Source organism: Ruegeria sp. HU-ET01832 (assembly GCF_040371315.1).
In the GTDB taxonomy this organism is placed as follows: Bacteria; Pseudomonadota; Alphaproteobacteria; order Rhodobacterales; family Rhodobacteraceae; genus Ruegeria; species Ruegeria lacuscaerulensis_A.
Window position 1 is genome coordinate 326,961 of record NZ_BAABWL010000005.1, and the last position, 20,607, is coordinate 347,567.

Annotated in this window: 14 protein-coding genes; 1 reads left to right on the forward strand and 13 read right to left on the reverse strand. The window is 54.7% G+C overall.

All coding sequences use genetic code 11. The features are described 5' to 3' along the window. Window positions 1-3: 3 nt before the first annotated feature. The 12 genes from ABWV79_RS16700 to ABWV79_RS16755 form a co-directional block, all read right to left on the reverse strand. Window positions 4-1,341 (reverse strand): MATE family efflux transporter, encoded by a 1,338-nt coding sequence (locus ABWV79_RS16700; protein WP_353393322.1) that lies wholly within the window; start codon window positions 1,339-1,341, stop codon window positions 4-6. Window positions 1,342-1,503: 162 nt separating this feature from the next. Next, a complete protein-coding gene (locus ABWV79_RS16705; RefSeq protein ID WP_353393324.1) occupies window positions 1,504-2,997 on the reverse strand; it encodes a GMC oxidoreductase in 1,494 nt (497 codons plus the stop codon). Continuing rightward, window positions 2,994-3,185 (reverse strand): hypothetical protein, encoded by a 192-nt coding sequence (locus ABWV79_RS16710; RefSeq protein WP_170352707.1) that lies wholly within the window; start codon window positions 3,183-3,185, stop codon window positions 2,994-2,996. Before ABWV79_RS16710 ends, ABWV79_RS16705 begins: the two co-directional genes overlap by 4 nt. A 214-nt stretch (window positions 3,186-3,399) precedes the next feature. Next, window positions 3,400-4,338, reverse strand: a complete 939-nt coding sequence (locus ABWV79_RS16715) for a 3-hydroxyacyl-CoA dehydrogenase family protein (RefSeq protein ID WP_170352706.1) — start codon at window positions 4,336-4,338, stop codon at window positions 3,400-3,402. Next, window positions 4,338-5,078, reverse strand: a complete 741-nt coding sequence (locus ABWV79_RS16720; RefSeq protein WP_353393326.1) for an SDR family NAD(P)-dependent oxidoreductase — start codon at window positions 5,076-5,078, stop codon at window positions 4,338-4,340. Before ABWV79_RS16720 ends, ABWV79_RS16715 begins: the two co-directional genes overlap by 1 nt. A gap of 97 nt (window positions 5,079-5,175) precedes the next feature. Then, window positions 5,176-5,967, reverse strand: a complete 792-nt coding sequence (locus tag ABWV79_RS16725) for an SDR family NAD(P)-dependent oxidoreductase (protein ID WP_353393328.1) — start codon at window positions 5,965-5,967, stop codon at window positions 5,176-5,178. Further along, a complete protein-coding gene (betC, locus tag ABWV79_RS16730; protein ID WP_353393330.1) occupies window positions 5,964-7,499 on the reverse strand; it encodes a choline-sulfatase in 1,536 nt (511 codons plus the stop codon). The genes ABWV79_RS16725 and betC overlap by 4 nt, the downstream gene beginning before the upstream one ends. Beyond that, the gene (locus tag ABWV79_RS16735) at window positions 7,496-8,635 is read right to left on the reverse strand and encodes an aromatic ring-hydroxylating oxygenase subunit alpha (protein ID WP_353393332.1); all 1,140 of its coding nucleotides are present in this window, start codon (window positions 8,633-8,635) and stop codon (window positions 7,496-7,498) included. The genes betC and ABWV79_RS16735 overlap by 4 nt, the downstream gene beginning before the upstream one ends. Before the next feature lie 113 nt (window positions 8,636-8,748). Further along, window positions 8,749-9,774, reverse strand: a complete 1,026-nt coding sequence (locus tag ABWV79_RS16740) for a GlxA family transcriptional regulator (protein ID WP_353393334.1) — start codon at window positions 9,772-9,774, stop codon at window positions 8,749-8,751. Between the two features lie 133 nt (window positions 9,775-9,907). Continuing rightward, window positions 9,908-11,236 (reverse strand): HlyD family type I secretion periplasmic adaptor subunit, encoded by a 1,329-nt coding sequence (locus ABWV79_RS16745; protein WP_353393336.1) that lies wholly within the window; start codon window positions 11,234-11,236, stop codon window positions 9,908-9,910. Next, window positions 11,233-12,912 carry an ABC transporter transmembrane domain-containing protein gene (locus tag ABWV79_RS16750; RefSeq protein ID WP_353393338.1) on the reverse strand — a complete coding sequence of 560 codons (1,680 nt, stop codon included), beginning with the start codon at window positions 12,910-12,912 and terminating at the stop codon, window positions 11,233-11,235. Before ABWV79_RS16750 ends, ABWV79_RS16745 begins: the two co-directional genes overlap by 4 nt. Window positions 12,913-13,325: 413 nt before the next feature. Beyond that, complete coding sequence (locus ABWV79_RS16755) at window positions 13,326-14,957, reverse strand: ABC transporter transmembrane domain-containing protein (RefSeq protein WP_353393340.1); 1,632 nt, start codon at window positions 14,955-14,957, stop codon at window positions 13,326-13,328. Window positions 14,958-15,210: 253 nt separating this feature from the next. Here ABWV79_RS16755 and ABWV79_RS16760 point away from each other — a divergent pair, with 253 nt between their 5' ends. Further along, window positions 15,211-19,029 carry a PA14 domain-containing protein gene (locus tag ABWV79_RS16760; protein ID WP_353393342.1) on the forward strand — a complete coding sequence of 1,273 codons (3,819 nt, stop codon included), beginning with the start codon at window positions 15,211-15,213 and terminating at the stop codon, window positions 19,027-19,029. A 37-nt stretch (window positions 19,030-19,066) separates the two neighbouring features. Here ABWV79_RS16760 and ABWV79_RS16765 read toward each other — a convergent pair whose 3' ends face one another. Next, on the reverse strand, window positions 19,067-20,497 hold the full coding sequence (locus ABWV79_RS16765) for a sensor histidine kinase (RefSeq protein ID WP_353393344.1): 1,431 nt from the start codon (window positions 20,495-20,497) through the stop codon (window positions 19,067-19,069). Between the last annotated feature and the right edge of the window lie 110 nt (window positions 20,498-20,607).

Below are 20,607 nucleotides of genomic sequence, written 5' to 3' on the forward strand. Positions count from 1 at the left end.
GGGCTACCACCCCCAGCGGCCAAACAGGGCCTGCAGGCGGTTCTGCCCTGCAAATGGATCAACACGCTGTGGCGCTTTCAGGCCGGACACAACGCGGCGCACAAGCACCCAACAGACCAAAGCGAATATGACCCCACCAAAGGCTTGGCCCAACAACACTCCCGGTGCTCCGGCAAAATATGCGCCCGCGACTGCAAACGGCCACGTCCCCAGTGTATGCCGTCCCCAATTCACCCAAGTGGAATAAATGGGGTGCCCCAGATTGTTAAAGCTGGCATTGGAGACAAAGATCACACCGTTGAAAAACGACGCCAGCGCCAACGGCCCACAAAACAAGTAGATCAAAGACCGCGTCTCTTCTTGCGCTTGAAACAGATCGGCGATGGGCGCGCGCAGCACGAACAAAACTGCGGCCATCAACAGGACGTAGACGCCGGTAAATTTCACCCCTGCCAGAAAAGTTTCCTTGACGCGATCGTACTGCCCGGCCCCGAAATTCTGACCGACGATTGGACCAATGGCCCCCGACAACGCAAACACGACTGAAAACGCAACCGGCATCAGCCGCGCGATGATTGCCATGCCCGCCACGGCATCTGTTCCGAATTGAGCGACTTCGCGTATGACAATGGCGTTGCCCACCGGTGTTGCGATATTGGTCAGCACCGCAGGAACGGCGATACCGCGCACCGCCTGGAAATCCTGGGCGACTTGCCGCATCGAAGGCCGCGCAAAAGCGCGGTGTACCCTGATCGCCGGCCCAAGCGCAAAAACCAACATACAGAGACGGGCGATCACCGATGCAATAGCCGCACCGTCCAGTCCCAACCCGACAGCAAAGATCAGAATCGGATCCAGCACGGCATTTGCTACTCCGCCATAAATCGTCGCCATCATGGAACGACGCGCATCTCCATGGGCACGCAGAACAGCCATACCCGCCATGGCCAAAGCCATGACCCACATCGTTGGCAGAATTATCGAAACATAGCGTGCAGCCAGCCGTAGGACCTCGCCCTCTGCCCCCAGCAGTGAGAGAAAAAACCTGAGATTGAACAGGACAATCCCGGATACCAGAAACCCGAACACGACCCCCAGCATGGCGACGCTGGTGGCGTAATGGCGGGCACGATCGCCCCGCCCGCCACCAAGTTCGCGAGCGACAAGCGCCCCGGCCGCGATGGACAGGCCCACGTTTACGGAATTGGTGAAAAACAACAGCGTTCCCGCATATCCCACCGCCGCAGCCAACGCATCATTCCCGAGCATCGCGATGAAAACCATATCCACAAAATCGACCGCGAAAATGGCCATCAAGCCAAAACTTGTGGTCAAGGACATGCGTGTCACATGCCGCATGAGGCTGCCTGTCAAAAAGACCGCCCGACCGGACGCTTGATTTGCCATTGGATTTCCCGCCCCCATTTGTTGTCATACAGAGACAACGCACAACCGATCTGAGCAACCAGAAAATGGCCGTTGCACCGCTGAAAACAGTGCCCGTTAACTCCGTGCGATCAAATGGTCGGCCAGACGCAGCGATAATTGCACAATGGTGAAAGTGGGGTTCGCCTGTCCACATGTCGGAAATACACCAGAACCCGCGACGTAGAGATTAGTGGCTCCATGCACTTTGCAATCAGAATCCACGACCCCGGTTTCAGCCGTCGCAGACATCCGCACCCCGCCCATGTGATGGTTTGAATAGACCAGCCCGATCTCTTCAACTGGCGCTAAGTCCCAAAGCTCAGGCACCATCCGCATCCGCCCCAATCCATTGCGGATCAGAAACTTAGCCGCCTCACCTGCCGAACCGCGCATAGTTTCGATGTCTTTGTCAGTGAATTGCAGATCAAGCCCAACAACATTCAGCCCAAAGCGATCACGTTGTTCGGTCAGAACGATACGGCTGTCCATATTGGGCAGTTGTTCGCCCGTCACGAAACAATCACCCGTAAAGAAATAGTCCTGATCGTAGGTCAGCCCCTTGATGAATTCAGAATCCCCTACCAGCGCTTTGGCAATCGGACGCTGTTTCAGACGCTCCAGCCTGACGCTGGAATTCAACCAGCCATTTGCCATCATTGTCTCTTGGCTGGGACTTAACATCAGTTCCGGAACCGAGCGACGCAGAAGGCGTTCGAACTCCCATGACGCTGAATGAGAGTATAGGCGCTTGGTGATAAAGTAGGCACCAAACACGACAATCGGGTGCTCCATGAAACAGCGGCCGACCATGTCATTCTGATTGCCAAACCGGTTGTTTTCCTGCGCATTCAAATGCAGCAACATACGGCTGTTTTCAACGCCACCCATCGCCAGCACGAAGGTGTCTGCCTGAACTTTTCCTTCACCTTCAGCATAGTTGCGAACATGTGCTTGGGTGACGTTGCCGCTGTCGCCATCAACTGTAAATCCCACGACGTTGGCATTCAGGACCAGATCAATGTTCTCTGAAGTCTCCAGATCCGACAAGTATTTGGTTCCAAAGCGGGCTGCTTCGTCATCACGCACGTCATAAAACTCGCGATCCGAACTGAACCTTTGCTCGACGATGTCGATTTGTCCGGTTTCGTCTGCTGGTTTGCGAAGTCGAGGGCCGAATTTACCCGTACCCAAAATAAGTTCTGCGCCCGCCTGATAAGGTTGCAAGTCTTCGAAGCGGATGGGCCAACCACTCAGTGGCACATCTTCACGAGGCAGAAAGTCAAAGGGATCAAGCATAGGGCAACGGCCATACCATGCAGACGTCGACCCACCCAAGGCCCGCATGCGCGTGGCAGAAAGAGATCCGTACTCAACGCCCAGATCCTGACCTTCGTAAAGGTCTTGCGACTCTGACTCGATGTCCCTGTCACCGGCCTCTAGTACAAGCACCCGTTTGCCCGCCTCGGCCATTTTTAACGCCAGCGACAAACCCGCCGGCCCCGAACCTATGACACAGCAATCATACGTCCCGTCGAGGTTTGGAATTTCGGAACGCGCATCAAGGATCACGACGCTTCTCCTGCGCCAGGGTCACTTTCATCCAGCAGCCATCCGTCGACCAGAGTCAGTCGCGGCTCTGGCACCTGTGGAAGGGGATTGTCTTTAAGTTTCATCAAGCCGATCCGCGCGACTGGCACCACCGCAACCGCAGAAAGAAGCATCGCAAGGACCCGCCGACGGCTGGAAAATAGATTCATTTCAGTCACCGCAAACTAGAAAACTCATTCACACTACGAAGACCTGACACGGGTAAAGCAAACACCCGAGGGCCACATGTCATCAATGCTAGGCGGAACACACCAGAATTTCAAATATTTCCATACTACGCCGGATTGGGCGATGTTCCGGAGGGCGCGCATATCTGGGAAATCTGTTCTTACGTAGGCAAAAAGCCGGTGGGTGTGCCTGCCGTTAAGCCTGATTTCGGCGCACATCCGAAACCGACTTTTGCAGTGCCACGATCAGTGCATCGCGTTCTCGCGACAGGGCCGCAGGCGGCATTCCCTGTGTTTGCGCTTTTATCCCTGCGGTCAGCTGGTGCCTTACATCATCTGTCAAATAGACCTGACCCAGATCATCCCACCACCCGTTGAAGGTCTGGGAAAAATGATCGCAAAACGCATCCAACCCACCATCGCCTGCGCCAAGGTTGAACAGCATTGTCGGCCCCATCGCCGCCCATCGCAGGCCCGGCCCGGCCCAAACAGCTTTGTCCACATCCTCGACCGACGCGACGCCCGATATCACAAGATGGATCGCCTCGCGCCACAAAGCCGCCTGCAGGCGATTGGCGACGTGACCTGGGACTTCCTTGTTCAGGCGAATGGTGGTCTTACCCAAACTCTCGTAAAACCGCTGGGCGGTTTCAACCACTCCCGATGTCGTCCTGTCATTTCCCAGCACCTCGACCAAGGGGATCAAGTGCGGAGGATTGAACGGATGCCCGAGAACAAACCGAGAGGGGTCTCTCCAGCCAGATTGCATCTGGCTTAACGTCAAACCGGACGCCGAGCTGGCAACGATTGCATGCGCTGAAAGCGAAGGTTCAATACTGGCAAAGGTCGCGTGTTTGACCTCTAGCTTTTCGGGGACGTTTTCCTGAATAAAATCTGCGCCTTCAACGGCTGCTGCCGGGTCTGTGCAAAAGGTGATCGCGTCAGGCCCGCCGGTTTCAGTCAAGCCAAGCGCGGCCAGCGTCTGCCACGCCTCTTCGATATAGGCGCGTACCTTGCTTTCGACATCCGGGGCGGGATCATACATCGCGACCGAGCGGCCAGAGGCCAGAAAAAGCGCCGCCCAACTGGCACCGATGACGCCACCGCCAAGACAACCCGTATGTTTAACATCCATCAAAACAGCCCCGGATTGAGTGGGGAGGCAGCGGTCATGCCGCCGTCCACTGTGAACAATTGCCCTGTTGCGAACCCGGCCTCGTCCGAGGCCAGCCAAATGGCCATGGATGCGATATCTTCGGGTTTGCCAAAACGGCGCATCGCGTGCCGGGTCAGCGCATCTTTTCGCGCGGCATCCGGATCGCCAGCCAAATCGAAACCGGCGTCGAGCATTCCTGTCTCAATCCACCCCGGGCAAATCGCGTTACAGCGAATGCGCGGGCCGTGATCCACAGCAATGGACCGTGTCAGCCCATGCACAAATGCCTTGGACGCATTGTACAGCGCCATAGACGGATCAGCGACATGGCCAGAAATAGAACCAATATTGATAATCGAACCGCCCTCGGGCATGCGGGGGATGTAAGCGCGGCAGAGATTGAATACACCCCGGCAATTTGTCCCTATGACCGCCTCCCAATCCGCGTCCGTACTGTCCGCGACAGTCTTTTCCACCTGCACACCGGCGTTATTGACCAGAATATCCGTACCGTCGGTTGTGAAGGCCAGTTCCGCAACCGCAGCAGCATCGGTTACGTCCAGCGTGTACCAGATCACGTCCTTGCCCAGATCTGTCGGACGGGTACCGCGACCACACGTGGTGACAGCTGCGCCTTCGCGAACAAACGCCTCAACGATCCCGCGCCCGATACCCTGCCGACCGCCTGTCACCAGCGCTCTTTTACCAGCCAAACGCATCACTATTCTCCTGAACTGTTTTGCAAGGCGGCGTCTATCCCTGCCGCAACCCCGCTTGTCGACGGCATGCCCGATTCGTCCCAAAGATCAGGGGCCGTCATAACTTCATCTGCTGAACCTGAGCGCTCAAGCCCCCGTCCAAGACCCAAAGCTGTCCGCTGGCGTAACGCGCCTCGTCCGAGGCCAGCCAATTCACGAGGTTTGCGATATCATCAGGTGTGCCATAGGTCCGCATCGGGTGGACGTCGCGAACCGCCTGCTGCAACTGGTCGATCGACTTGCCACCTCCGCCTGAACCGTCGCCCGAGAAAAAGCTCTGCAACATCGGAGTGTCGACATAGCCCGGGCAAATCGCGTTCACGCGAATGCCTTCAGGGCCGTGATCGCAGGCCATGGCCCTAGTCAACGCATGAACCGCGCCTTTGGTCGCACAATAAGCAGCCAGACCGGGGTCGGCTATAAAGCCGTCATAGCTGCCGAAGTTGATGATAGACGCCGTGGTTCCCTGTGCTGCCTTACGCATCAGCGGCAGCGCGTGTTTCGATGTCAAAAATGTCCCGGTGACATTGACCGCAAACGACAGGTTCCATTCTTCCAATGTCGTTTCCTCGATCGTCTTTTCAATCTCAATCCCTGCCGCGTTGACCAGAATGTCCAACTGTCCAGATTCTGCCCCGACCTTGTGCATCGCCGCGACCGCGTCAGCCTCTTGCGTGACGTCGAGTTTTACGAAGATGCTGCCATCTTCATTGTGTTCCGCCAGCGACCCCTCGGGTGAAAGATCCGCAGCGTAAACGTGGGCCCCTTCGCGCAGGAAACGCGAAACGATGGCGCGTCCGATTCCCCCGCGTCCACCGGTGACCAAAGCGGTTTTGCCTTTCAGCATCATTCACTGTTCTCCTTTCGGGGCGGGTACCGATATCTTGCGGCGGCCGCAGTCCAGTCCATATGATTACGGACGTATTCCTGCGTCGCGTCGCGCCGAGGCGTATAGTCCCACGCTTCGCCGGCACCGGCCTCCATTGCGGCGTGTAGGGCACGTCGCGATTTCTGGGTCGCGATCACATCCTTACGCAACGCCTCGCTGTCCCAGCGGTGGGCGACCTCGGCCGCAAAAGCCCTGGCTTGTTTGATGTAGGCAGGGTCATTCGCGACGTTCGTCCGTTCACCGGGATCCTGTTCCAAATCATACAACTGCGGCGGATCGGGGTCACAATGAATGTACTTGAGCGCCCCCCGACGGATCATGAATACAGGATAGGGCGTCATCTCGGCGCAGTACTCGCCGATGGCCTCATCCACCGTGTCGACCTGCCCCTGCGCCAGAGGCATCAACGATCGGCCATCAATCGGTTCGCCCAGAATGGCATCTGTTCCACCGGCAATATCAATGAAGGTCGGCAACAGATCCACCAGCGAGCACGCACTCGCGGCCGCCCCACAAGCGATCTCTGGCCCCGCCATGATCAGCGGCACCCGTGCCGAGTGTTCAAAGAAGTTCATCTTGTACCAAAGCCCGCGCTCGCCCAGCATGTCGCCGTGGTCTGCGGTCACGATGACGATTGTGTTGTCGCGTTCTCCGATATCTTCCAGGGCTTGGACGATGGCACCGACTTTGCTGTCGAAATAGCTGACATTTGCCAGATAAGCGCGGCGTGCACGACGAACCTCCTCATCACTCAACGGCACGTAGCTTGCTTCGATCCCGTCCATCACACGGCGTGAGTACGGATCCTGCTCCTCTGATGTAAGCGTGTAATCCGGCATCGGAACGTCCAGGTCCGAGTACAAGTTCCACCATTCGGGTTTTGCCACATAGGGATCGTGCGGGTGGATGAAACTTGCGACCATGCAAAATGGCGCGGCATCCCCCGCGGCCCGATCCCTGCCCCGATCAATCAGCCATCGACGAGCTGCGAATTCGACCTCGTCATCATAGTCTGTCTGGAAGGTTGCGATAGCCACGCCGCTTTCTTTGACAGTTTGCATGTTGTGGTACCATTTGTCGATCCGTTCATCCGGAGCCTCCCAATCCGGGGTCCAGGCGAAATCAGCCGGATAGATATCGGTCGTCACCCGATCCTCGAACCCGTGTTTCTGGTCAGGGCCGACAAAGTGCATTTTACCGGACAGACAAGTCCGATATCCCAGCGCCTTGAGGTAATGCGCAAAAGTAGGAACCGAAGCTTTGAACTCGCTGGCATTGTCATAAGCTGCAATCCGGCTGATCAGTTGTCCCGACATGAATGCGAACCGCGACGGCGCACACAGCGGAGAATTGCAATATGCCGCATCGAACCGCATCCCGCGAGCCGCCAACGCATCAATATTAGGTGTCTTCACCGTCGGATGGCCGTAAGCGCCGCAAAAATGCGGTGCTAACTGATCGGCCATGATGACGACGATATTGGGCTGCCTCACGGCGCAACCTTTTCATAAGCGTCGAGCACAAGACCATGAAAATGGTGAACCGCATGCTCGGACTTGCCCGATCCGCTAGGGTCGTGAACGATCCGCCCCTGCGTGAAAGCCGGGGTATTCATGCCGCGCTGCACACTTTCAACAATATCTATGTCTTCGCGCTGCAGTACTTCGTCAAGATAGCGGATCGCTTCAAGCTCCATACCGTCAGGCTCAGGAGTTTCCAAAAAGAAGTCATAGGTTTCCAGCGTGCGATCAGGGCCTACCGGGATAACGTTCAAGACAATCATCGACGATCTTCCCGGATAGCGCATCAAGCAGGTCGTGGGCCACAACCACCAGACCGCATGCGTACGAACGGTCGCGTTGGACACGTCATAGGCCGAGTTTGCGCCCTTGCCCGCTTCTGCCATATGGCTGGAATAGATCCCGTAGGTCGTGACCTTGTAGGTGTCCATGTCGACCAGGTCACAGAAATCTTTGTGTGCAGTCGGACAATGATAACACTCAAGAAAGTTGTCGACGACATTCTTCCAGTTCGACTTGATGTCATAGGTCAGTCGATGACCAAAAGTCAGATTATCGATATCGGGCGCCCAATGGCGGATTTCAGTCTGCAGATCGCCAGAGACCTCGGATAACGGGCGCGCCCCGGGGTCGAGGTTCACAAAGATAAAACCGGCGAACTCTTCCACTCCAACTTGGTCCAGGCAGATATCCGCAGTATCGAAACCTGTCAGGCTCTCGGTCTCGGGCGCCCGAACAAGCTGACCGTCCAGTTTATAGACCCATGCATGATATGGGCACATGATGCGCGTCGTTTCGCCTTCGCCGGTTAACAAGTGATGCGCCCGGTGTTTGCAGACGTTATAAAACGCACGCAATACCCCCTGACGATCCCGAACCACCGCAATCGGTCGGCCTGCGATCTCAGTCGTCAAATAAGATCCCGGTCGGCGCAGCTTTTCGACATGACACACCCATTGCCATGTCTTCGCAAGAATCGCTGCCACATCTGCCTGATACCAACGAGGATCCACATAGGCGTCAGCTTTGAGCGAGCTTGAGTTGAACGGATCGGGACTAAAGCCTTCACAAATCGTATCAAATTGCGCTTTTGAGGGTAGCTCGCTCATCGTTCTCTCCGCGAAATCGGACCGTAAATTGGCCCGCCAATTGGGTCATCAGGCTCATGATCCGTGGAAAAAACACTTTTTCCTTAACTTTTTTTGCCATATTTTTTATTTTTTTAGCCATCTCGGTCCTTGGGATTTCTGTGCATTGGCCAAGCACGAAATTCAAATGGCACCCTGCCTTCGACCCTATCCACGCTGGGTGGCAAGCCAAACCTGTCTTTGTATGACCTGCTGAAATGCACCTGGCTGGCAAAGCCTGATGCAATGGCAATCTCGGCCAAGGGAAGGCGCGTCTGCGTCACAAGGCCCCGCGCCCGATCAAGACGGATATCCCGGTAATACAAGGCTGGTGTCTTTCCGACATGGACCGCAAACAAGCGATCGAGTTGCCGATGCGAGATACCGACGACTTTGCATATTTCGGGCACAGGCAATGGGTCTTCCAAATTGGCCTCCATAGCCTGAATTGCTAGACGCAGTTTCGCTGGAACCGTTGCCCCCAGCGGCTCGGCGCCGTCGGGTTGCTGCCTGTTGGCCGGGCCGCGTAGTGTGTCGTGGAACACGTACCGGGCCGCCGCATTGGCAAGCGCGCTTCCATGCAGACCCTGTAACACTTGCAACCCCAGATCGACCGAAGCCCCGCCACCACAGCATGTGATCCGGTTGCCGTCCAAAACAAACAAGTTCTCGACAACTTCCACGTCGGGGAAAAGCTCTTGGAACGCGTCGATATGTTCGTAATGCACTGTCGCCTTACGCCCCCGTAGCAACCCTGCCTGGGCAAGAATGAATGCTCCAGTATCCAGCGCGATCATACTCGCGCCTCGACGCGCCCAATTCCTAAGCGCCTTTTCGGTGCGATCGGTCGCATGCTTTTCCGGGGCCCAACTGGCCGATACGACAACGATGTCCACTTCGGATGCAGCGACCTCGCTCAAGGCGCGTGTCCAGATTGAGGCCCCGTTGCTGGACCTGCAGGATCCTCCGGCTTCGGACGCAAATTCCCATTTGAAATGACCCGCGCCGTCGAGGTAGTTCGCAGCCCTCAGCGGATCGATAAAACCCATTGTTGTCGCGATGTTGAAACTGGGCGCGACGACGACCAAAACCCGCGTTTCTTGCAGCATGGTATCAGCCATTCAGGAGCTCCCGCCTCATGTTCCCTAAATTCGAACATGATGGGTTTTGTGACCGCAGTGCAAGACCGCTGCGCCGCGCCCGCCGCAGAGATGGATCGCGGCAGTCTTACGGCCCCATTTCGACGTCAGTCGGCTATCTTTCCTTGAAAGCGCGATCCAATGTCGTCTGGACCGGCTTGAGAAGATAGGCCAGCAACGTCTGTTCTCCGGTTTTCATTTCGGCAACCACGGTCATCCCGGCCTGCAGTGGTCGAGCGAAAGACCCAGTTCCGACCGACGCCTGCGCCAACGCCAAAGAGGCGCGGAAATAGGTTTCGCCCGTTTTTTCATCTGTTAATGGCAAGGGGTAAATCCAGTTCAATTGCCCCTCGACTTTGCCAAAACGGCGCACATCGAATGTGTCCACGCTGATCGATACCGGATCGTCGGCGTTGACATGCCCGACCTCGGCATTCGGAATACGTGCCTCGACTATCAGCGCCTGTCTGGTTGGTAGGATCTCAAAGATGGTTTCTCCGGGCGCGATCACTTCGCCTGGGTTGGGAAATGCGACCGATTGAATAACTCCACGCGCCGGCGCAACGATGCGCAGCCCGGCGAGTTTACCAGCTACGATCTGTTGGGACACACGCAGACGATCTCGTTCCTGCTCTAATTCGGAAATCCGGGTGAGAACGTCATCACGCAAAGACAGTGTCTCTTCTTGCAATGTCGAACTTGCCAAGATGAGCGCGCTTTGCGCCTCGGCAAGACGCACCGAAGCTGCAGATGCGGCTGAGCGTACCGCTTCGACTTCGTCCTCCTCTTCGAGATAATCGCTAAGCGACTTGAGACCTTGAGCCTGAAGCTGAGCATACTTCGCCAGAAGCTCCTCTTTCTTGACCACACGTCTATTGGCAAGGTCCGCCGCCTGCCGCAAAATATCCAGCGTTTCCTTCTGCTGCTTCAATGATGTTTGTTGGATTCTCTGACGTTCAAAGAACAGCTGCAATCTGGATGACGCCGTCACAAGCCCCTGAGCTTCGAGCGCTTTGATCTCGGACACGCTTGGAGGCACAGCCCTGTTGAGCATCGCAAGTACGGTCATCGCATTTTCCAGATCTCGCTGGATTGCCTCGATCTGTTCTGCAGCCAGATCCCCTTCCTGCGTCAAATCCGGATGCTCCAACTCTACCAGTACATCGCCTGCCTCAACTCTTTGACCGTTTAGGACGTGGACCTCCTTTACGATTCCACCATGTAGAGTTTCGATCTGCGGGTAGTCCCCAATTGGCATGATCGTACCCGGCGCGCGCGTGATCTGTGGCATCATTGTTCGCCCGGCTACCGTCACGAGGCCACAGATCATCAAAAAAAAGACCAAAGTTAAAAAAGCCGCAAAACGAGGAGGTTTCTTGCGCCGTCTTTCCACCGCCCTGGCCATCGGTCCCGGCTTGGTATTGGTGTATTCCTTACGTGTCATGATCGACCCTCAGCAGTTTTCAGAGCAGCTTGGATTTTCTTTAACCCGGCATCCCCTGTTGCATTTACAACGACCCTATCGCCGTTCAGAAAAACGAAACGGTCTGCAATGTTGAGGAACGAGCGGTCCGCGCTGGAAATGAGTATCGTTTTTCGCCCTCTTTGCTCCCAAACCCATCTTTTGAATCCGTTACGGCGCATGTCCGAAAGACCGTTTGTAGGCTCGGAGAACAGATAGACAGTAGACGGGCGCGCGATACTGCGCGCTAAGGTCAGCGCTTTGACGGTTTCATCTGACAATTGCGCCAGTGTCACGTCCGTCAGGCGCGTTTCCAGCCCCTTTGCCAACAACCCAGTGTCATTCAACAAGTCCATATGATCCAGGGCGGCAACGATTTCGGCATCCGAAAGCGACGAACATGCAAGACGGAAATTTTGCGCGACCGTACCGTAAAACAGAGACTTCTCATAAGGGGCGTAGGTGACTGACTTACGCAGCTCATCCCGCGCTATCTGACGAATGTCGATGCCATCATGTTCGATCGTACCGGCCAATGGCGTGTGCAGCCCGTCGATCAGATCCAAAACCGCAGTCCGGCTGGTAGCATCACTACTCATGAGCAAAACAATTTCACCCGGTTCGCAATTCAAACTGGCCTGCGACAAAATCGGGCCATTCAGCGGGTCCGGCCGATACGTAACCGAGGACAGTGAAATCGCTCCACGAAGTGTTTTTCGATGCGATTGGGCCAAACCCAGTTCCAATTCTTCCTGCAACCCCAGGACCCGGTCCGCCTGCGCTCGGCTGGAAACTGAATTTAACATCTGAGGGAAGCTGGCATACAAAGTCTGCACCGGAGTCAGCACCTTGGAAACCAGCGCTATGGCCGCAATCAAAGCGCCAAAACTCAGATCGGCAGTTACCGCCCCGTGGGCGCTCAGGATGATTGAGCCGACGACCGTCAAAGCGGTCAAAGTTTGCGCAAGTGACTGGGTAAACGCCTGAAATTGGCGCGCGCGACGGGCTGCGGCTTCGGCGAGTTCGATCATTGGCGTCGAACGTCGCATCCATCTTTCCTGCAAGCCCAGGTTTGCAATTACTTTTTGATGAACGATCGCATCCTGAGCCAACGACTGGCCGACTTCTACGGCCTCTGCAGCGGCGCGGTCCAAGTTGCGCTGACGCGGAATGGTAAGACAACCGACCAAAATGAACACGACAACCATGCCGAGACACAACAATCCGGCTTCGGGTGCGAGAAAGAACAGAAGGGTCAGAAAAATCAACACAAATGGCAAATCCAGAACGGTTGCCATCACCTGACCTGTGAAAACTTCTCTCAAAGATTCGAATTGGCGAAATCGAGCCAATTGCTGCGTCACATCTGACTTTTGCAGCTGGCTCAGCGGAAGGGACATCAGTTTTTGAAACAGGGCGATCATCAACTGACGCTCACCGTGCCATCCGACGTAAGCAAGCGCGCGAGATCGCGCAAGACGGAAGGCGAAATCCGATATTCCGATTATGGCGACACCGACTGCCAATGAAACCAACATATCAATGGATCCTGACGGAATGACACGATCATAGATCGCCATGATCAACAATGGAGTCAGCAGGCCCAAAACGTTTGTAAGCAGCGACGTAACCAACAACCAAGGCAGCATCGCGCGCATACCAGCGAAAGCCGAACGTACAGATGTAAATTTCTTCTCCGATATCCCTGGTGTCGCGGTTTGCAACTTGATTACGGTGCAAAGGCCTGAACCTGGAAGATAGTGACGCAGGTCGGGGTTTTGACTATCACTGACCCTGATAGTCCGCGCGGAACGCCCAAGGGCAATGTAACACCCGCCGGACTTGGGAAAGACAAGCGCGGGACATTCTTGATCAGTTATCTCGCTTTCCCTGCACCTGACTCTCGAGAAGGGAATATTCAGGTTGCCAAGCGCTTCTATTATGTCGTCGCGGTGCAGTTCGGACGACAAATGAGGGAACGCTTCGGCAATAGTGTCCTTTCCATTTTTCCAACCCTCCGCCAATAGAAGTCGTTGTAGAAGTCCCCTTGCGCTTTGCGTACTTAGACTTGTCATGCCGCCCCCCGTTGTTTAAGCAGCGCGGCCTGGCGATCCAGCTCTGCATCATCCCTCCAAGACGTGATCTCGTCAGACAGCTTTGCCTTTAGATGAACGACCTGATCTGCCAGTTGTCGTAAGCGCGGGTCCGGACTGGACAAAACAATAGTCGGCCGCGGCGCAAGGGTTCTTAAACAATCCGCCAAAGCCTGGCGTTCTGGTGTGTCCAGAGCCGCCGACGGCTCATTCATGAGCAAAATTTTGGGTTGCAACGCCAATGCCCGTGTCAAAGAAACCAAGTGACGGTTGACTGGATCTTTCTCGAAACTTGTTCGCGCAGTCATGACGGTGTTGTATCCCGCGGGGAGCCGGTGAATGCGTTTTTCCAATCCCAGCGCAGCAGCAAACTTTTTCGCCCTCTCAACGACTTGCGCGTCCCCAAATGCGCTCAGGTTTTCAAGTAAAGTGCCTGAAAACATTGCAGGGTCCGCCTCAAGCACGATCGTCGCGCCCTGCCCTTTTTGATTGACACGTTTGGCCCCGGAAAAGCCATCGATCAAGACCTCTCCGTTCGAGGGAAGCCGTTGACCAGAGATCGCATCAAAAACGGAGTCAACCATCCAACTCTGTTCGGCTTCCAACAAAACGCAACCAGAGGGCGGTACTAAAAAACTTACCGGAGCCATGAGCGCGCCTGCACTATCCGTGCGCTCGACAGTCATCTCGCGCACCGAAATTTGCCCCATTATTTCAGGCACTTGGCCAGAAGGTATTTCGTTGACTTCCAACTCCTCCATGTCATTCAACCGCCCTCGTGCAACCGAGACATTTTCGGATTGAACCCACAATGTCATCAACTTGGTCAAAGGCTGGATGATACGACCGTTCAACAACATGCAGGCTGCAAGCTCGGCAATGCCTATATGGTTCTGGATGACGAGGCAGGCCCCCAAAAGCCCCATTGCCGCGACCATCATTTGTGAAAAAATCGCTCCGAAACTCTGTGCAATCCCCGCAAATTGGATTAATTTGTTACTAATATTTACGGTTTGCTCTTCGAGCATTTCAAACCGGCGCGCCATCTGCGGTTCCATCCGGTTAGCTTTTACAGTCTGCACGTTGGACAGAGTTTCTAACAAAAAGGCGTATCTTCGGGCGTCCAGAGATTTACGCCGTTCGAACAACACCCACTGAGCGCGCTTCATCACAAACGCAAAACCAAGCACGACGCAAAACGCGCCGAGAGGAACAAGAAACAGCCAGCCTCCGATCAACCCGATCAACACCGCGAACAACACAGTAAAGGGTAAATCAATAGAAAGCGTCTGGCTTTGCCCTGATTGATAATCCCTCAACTGATCAATGGCGGCAAACCGTTCAAAATAAGTGCTGTCAGGATTTTGCGAAAATGACCGGGTGTTCGCATTTAGAACCTGTTTCAAAAAACGCCGACGGTTGCCTATCGCCGTGCCTTCGGCGGTGCTGGTCAGCATAATTGTTCTGCACTGGCGCAAAACAAGTTCTGCCGCGGCGCTGATGATCAATACGACGGTTAGTACCCGCAACGTATCTGTGGATTGAAACGGAATAATCCGATCGAAGATCATCAGAATGGACAAGGGCATCAGAAGCGCCAGAACATTCAACGAAAACGATGCAGCCCAGATTGGCAATCCAAATCCAGATCGGGACAAATTTCCAGCAAGCGGTTGCGGTTCCATGATGCACTATCACCCTTTCCTGTCCCAGAAGGTTGCGCGACCGCCGCTTTAGGAATGGTAAAGAACCCAGATGCCGTCTTGAATAATTTCCTTTAAATTGCAGATATTTATGAAACCTTTCTGTAGCACCCTTCATGATATCTATCGGTCGGACCGACAGATGAATCGAGGTAGCGCAATGAACAAATCCCCCCACGAAATTTCAAGTTTCGCGCAATCCCAGCTGTCAGAGACGGAAGAAAAAGAGGAATTCGCGGCGCAGTTTTCCCATGGGACACCGCAGGTTTCGAATGATCCCACCCGAACCGCACTGCACACGGGTGAAGACCGGGTAGGTTCCCTTGAGACGCGGCTCAGACCAGATGGCGCACCGGGCGGCCAGCCTGGGCGGGTTCATTCCGTGCAGGAACAGGCGCTTTACAAAAGCAACGCCGCACCCGAAACAGAACAAACCGTGGATCAAACTTTGGCAACCGGGCCAACGGCCGATACGAAACCAAAGGCCGAAGCGCAACTTGGGCCTGGTACCGGGGATCACACCGCGCGGTTCGAAATTCAAAGCAATAAGCACGAAACACAACAAACGATCCAGTATGAATTAGGACCAACTCCCTTCGTGCCCTCCCCCTTAAATCCAGGCACTCCGAGTGATAACTTCGTCACTTCCACTGAGGATGAAAATAACGCCCCCGAAGAAATCCTGTTGGATGCCCTAGAAGTAAGTGAGAACGCCGCCGGAGCTGTGGTGGGAACACTGACGGTCGTAGATCCTGATACATCAGACACGCATTCAATTCATGTGTCCGACGACCGGTTCGAGGTTGTGGGCGGACAGCTACAACTGAAACCCGATGCGACCTTGGATCACGAAGAGGCAGCCCAGATCGAAGTCGACGTCACCGTGACTGATTCAGGCGGCCTGACACTCACAGAACGATTCAACGTCGAAGTATTGGACGTCAACGAAGCGCCCGACACTATCAAGTTAGACGGCGTTGCTGTCGCGGAAAACGCGGAAGGCGCAATTATTGGAGCTCTTACGGTTACCGACCCCGATGCGGACGATAACTACAACATCAGTGTTTCCGATGACAGATTCGAAGTGGTCGACGGATATCTGCAGTTGAAGCCCGGCGTTTCATTGGACTACGAAGACGCCGCCCAGGTCGAAGTCAACGTGACAGCGACGGACACCGGCGGGCTAAGCCTGATCGAGAGTTTCACAATCGACGTTCAAGACATTAACGAAGCACCCCAAGATGTGACCCTGGACAACCACTCGGTCGCAGAAAACGCCGCTGGGGCTGTGATTGGAAATCTATCAACGCTAGATTCCGACATCAACGACGACCATGCTTATCACGTCTCGGACGACCGGTTTGAGGTGGTTGATGGTGAGCTTCGGCTAAAACCAGACGTACAGTTCGACCACGAAGAGACTGACCAGATCGAGCTGCAAATCACAACTACAGATTCTGGTGGCCTGAGTACTACGAAAGACTTCGTCATCTCCATTGAGAACGTGGATGAAGGTCCGGAAAACCTAACCCTCAGCATCAACACGGACAATCTGGTTTCCAACGGCAGCTTTGAAGAATTCGACCTCGATCAAGGAAGGTGGCGAGGATTTAACAATGACCCGTCGGGGTCTTGGGCGGATTCACACGGCATCGAAATCTGGGACCAGTTCGGCGGCACCAAAGCCTCGGATGGCGACCAATTGATGGAATTGGACCACGGTCACGGCGTAGACAGTATTTCGCAAGTGCTCCAAACAGTGGACGGCCAGCTTTATGATCTGGGGCTGGCCCTTCGCGAGCGGCTTGCCGGCGGCACCGACACGGTCGAAGTCTATTGGAACGGAAACCTCGTTGCCGAGTTGGATCCCCAGTCATCGGATTGGGATACGTTTCAACTACAGGTCGTCGGGACAGGACAGGATACGTTGGAGCTCCGCGAACCCGAGGGTCAGAACGACAGTTACGGGGCCTTGATCGACAACATCACCTTGACGGCGGCCATGCAAACGGTTGCCGAAAATGTCACCGGAGCCGTTGTCGGGAAAATCAGTTTTGACGACCCCGATCAAGGGGACACTCACCGGTTCGAAGTATCGGATGACCGATTTGAAGTCGTCGACAACCTTCTACGCCTAAAACCGGGTGTTTCATTGGATTTCGAGGAAGCCGCCTCTGTTAGTGTCAATGTGACAGTGATTGACGAGGGAGGGCTGAGCCAAACCGTCAACTATCAAGTGAACGTCGCCGATATGCCCGACATCTCGATATCCAGCGGTTTCAGCGTCAAATTTTTTGGAACCACCTCCCAAGACGGTCTGGGGGACGTCGACTGGAACGCTGCTCCTGTCCGTACAGAAGTTGTTTCGACCACCGACTTTGGACAGGTCCCTCACCAGGACAGCAGGTCAAACGATGCATTCGGCATCGAAGTTTCTGGCAATATTGACGTTGAAGAAGGCGGACTTTTTACATTCCATCTGGATGACCACAATTCAGCGACACTGGTGGTCGACGGCGTGACTGTCATTCCGAATGGCTCTGCGCAAACAGGCGAAATCGACCTTGCGCCCGGCACGCATGTAATTGAAGTGCGAAATGCCGGCACACCCGGTGCCGCAGGGCCAACCCTGGAATGGGAAGGCCCCGGTCTTGTTGGGCGACAGCCAGTCACGGCGCCGGACCTAGTGGATGCACAGACTGTATCGGGAATGCCTATTACCTTTGAAATCAGCGCCGGCGCCGTCGGCTTTACGGAAGAGTCTCACTTCGCGCTGAGTGATTTGCCAGAGGGCACACAGATCGAAACAGAGTCCGGATCAGTAATTGCAGGCCCTGACGGCACCGTCGAACTGAGCGGCTGGAATGTGCAAGCTCTTACGATCACGCCTCCTGCAGAGTTTACGGGACCAGTGCAGGCAACGTTGCACCACTCCACCCCAACGGGTGGCGACACCAGCTATGATGGCGTGGAAACGCTTGCTTTCGACGTTAATGCAGCACAACAAACCCTTCCATCGGCCCAAATATTTGGCGGTTTCACTGCGCGCTATTTTGACGTCGACCATAAACTGAAAAACTTAGACGACGTAGACTGGTCCGCAGACCCCAGCCATCAAGAGCTGATATCGGAAATAAATTTCGAAACCACCAAAGGCTCATTCTGGGCAGATGGGTCAAAAGACACTTTTGGCGCCCAGTTCGAAGGACAAATTACGATCGAAGAAGGCGGGTCCTACACCTTTTTTGCCGGAGGGGACGACGGTGTCGCTGTATATATCAATGGCGTCGAGGTAGTTGACAACGACGGTCGCCATGGGTTTCGGACCCGTTCTGGTGAGATCGAACTCGAGACCGGAACGTATTACATCGAAGTCCGGTATTTCGAGAACCGTGGCCGAGCTGGTCTGAAACTGGAATGGGAAGGTCCCGACACCAACGGACGGGAATTCGTTCAAGCCGATGCCGGGACGACCATAGAGAAAGATGGCAGTTTCGAACTTGGGATAGACCTTAGCCACGCGAGTCCGACAGCATCCGTTTCGCTGGAAGGTTTGCCGCCAAACACCATGATACTTAGTGGCGAAGACGCAGCCCTGTCAGATGGTGGCTCGGTGGAGCTTCAGGGGTGGAACATAGACATGCTTGAGATTTCGCCTCCGCCAGGGTTTGAGGGCACGATAAAAGCCGAGATCACTGTCTCAGACGTAGGTTTCAATGGCGCAAATATTTCCTCTGAAACTCAGATTGATCTTGTTGTCGGGCACCCTGACGATACAGAAGGCGCGACGATGCAGCAGGGGCAAGATCTGTCTAACCTGCTGCAAAGCGAAACCGACGAGTTACTGGCGTGGGATGCACACTCTTCTCCTGCGGACGATGGCGCCGAAACCGATGTCATGGCAGAGACCGTCCAGACCTCACCCGAAGCTGAGATCACCAGCATTCAAAGCGATGCCTATGAGCGAGTAGACTGGTGATATCCAAATATGGCCGGGCGAGGTTAGAATACTGTCCCTACTCTCCGGCCAGCGCATTCTTTCCCAGTGAAAGGCGCTGTTCAGACAGTGCCTTTTTCTTGCTGACCTCCAGCAACGGGAATTCCACAAAGAATACGGTGCCGACACCTAGTGTGCTTTCGTAGTCAATTGTCCCGCCGAAATGCTCAACAATCTCCTTCGAAATACTCATCCCCAAGCCGGTTCCTCCGGCGTGCCGTTCATCTGATGAATCAATCTGCGAAAAACGATCAAATACTTTGTCGCGACTACCCTCGGGGATGCCGATCCCCTGATCTTTCACGTATACCCGCACCCGCGATCCGACGACCTCGCACCCTACAGTGACGACGCCACGTTCAAACGAAAACTTCGCCGCGTTCGAGATCATGTTGGTCAGAACCTGGATCAACCGCGAGGCGTCACCTTTGATGAACAAATCTTGTTCGGACGAACGTTCTTCGACCAGTTCGACATTGTGGGCGCTGGCAAATCCTAGGTTGCAAGCGATTGCCTCATCCACAAGCGAGTTCACGTTGATCCGCGTCTCTTTGATGACCATCTCGCCGGCTTCCATTTTCTGGATGTCCAAAACATCGTTTATCAACGAGGCCAAACGCTCACTGTTCTTACTCGCCAGCTCTACAAGGTTTTGCATCTTGTCTGGTACCTCACCCATGGCGCCTGACTTGATTAGGTCCAAAGAACCCTTGATTGACGTCAATGGCGTACGCAGCTCATGGCTGACCGTCGAGATAAACTGAGTCTTCGCAATATAAGCCGCTTTGGTCCGCTCATGCTCTTCCCTGAGCTTTTCCAGCTGCTCTAAGTTGGTCTGGTACAGTTTGAGAAACACCAGCGAGCAATCGATCAGAAAGTACATCACGAAAACGACGGTAAAGAAATGCAGCCACAAGTCCGATGAAAGGTCGGGCTGTTCGATCCAGATGTCTTTGACCACGATCACCATGAACGAGATGCCATACATGGCGAGGCGCACAATCATGGCCCAAACGAATTGGTGGTTGTTCATGGCCGCAAATAGGGCGGCGGCGAACAAGAAAAAAAGCGGGGTAAAGTGACCGCCTGTTGGTTGTTTCAGCGCAACAGACACTGCGTAAAGGCAGATAGCGGTAGAACTCAGGACCGTATTGAACAAAATCCACGCCACCATCATTGCGATAGACCGGCGTTCCTTGGGCGTAAGGCGTGCTACCCGCTTAGCCAGGTAAAGGTCTTGCGCCTCGCAGATCAATATTGTCCCGTAGAAAAACAGTGCGTTCAGCGGATTGAAGAAAAACGCTGTCAGGATCGTGGTTGCAAGGAAAATGGCCTGCCGCTGCCAAAGCAGCGCAAAGCTCATGGCAGTGTAGTCCTTGATATTCTGTAGCAGCCTGCTGTCGCTGTCTTGGGGTGCCCCGTCTAGTTGGGGTGCTTCGATGGCGGTCATCGTAAAGTCTTTTTTGCTGATCAGTTAGAGGAGATTTATCGACACAATGAGGACGTAGTTGGTCGGAATTTCGTTCACAGTTTGGCAATAGTTTTCATCGGGCCGAATTA

Coding starts and splice junctions, on each gene's coding strand:
- ABWV79_RS16700 (WP_353393322.1), bottom strand. CDS start 1,341: ATGTCCTTGACCACAAGTTTTGGCTTGATGGCCATTTTCGCGGTCGAT.
- ABWV79_RS16710 (WP_170352707.1), bottom strand. CDS start 3,185: ATGAATCTATTTTCCAGCCGTCGGCGGGTCCTTGCGATGCTTCTTTCT.
- ABWV79_RS16715 (WP_170352706.1), bottom strand. CDS start 4,338: ATGGATGTTAAACATACGGGTTGTCTTGGCGGTGGCGTCATCGGTGCC.
- ABWV79_RS16720 (WP_353393326.1), bottom strand. CDS start 5,078: ATGCGTTTGGCTGGTAAAAGAGCGCTGGTGACAGGCGGTCGGCAGGGT.
- ABWV79_RS16725 (WP_353393328.1), bottom strand. CDS start 5,967: ATGATGCTGAAAGGCAAAACCGCTTTGGTCACCGGTGGACGCGGGGGA.
- ABWV79_RS16735 (WP_353393332.1), bottom strand. CDS start 8,635: ATGAGCGAGCTACCCTCAAAAGCGCAATTTGATACGATTTGTGAAGGC.
- ABWV79_RS16740 (WP_353393334.1), bottom strand. CDS start 9,774: ATGGCTGATACCATGCTGCAAGAAACGCGGGTTTTGGTCGTCGTCGCG.
- ABWV79_RS16745 (WP_353393336.1), bottom strand. CDS start 11,236: ATGACACGTAAGGAATACACCAATACCAAGCCGGGACCGATGGCCAGG.
- ABWV79_RS16750 (WP_353393338.1), bottom strand. CDS start 12,912: ATGCGCGCGATGCTGCCTTGGTTGTTGGTTACGTCGCTGCTTACAAAC.
- ABWV79_RS16760 (WP_353393342.1), top strand. CDS start 15,211: ATGAACAAATCCCCCCACGAAATTTCAAGTTTCGCGCAATCCCAGCTG.
- ABWV79_RS16765 (WP_353393344.1), bottom strand. CDS start 20,497: ATGACCGCCATCGAAGCACCCCAACTAGACGGGGCACCCCAAGACAGC.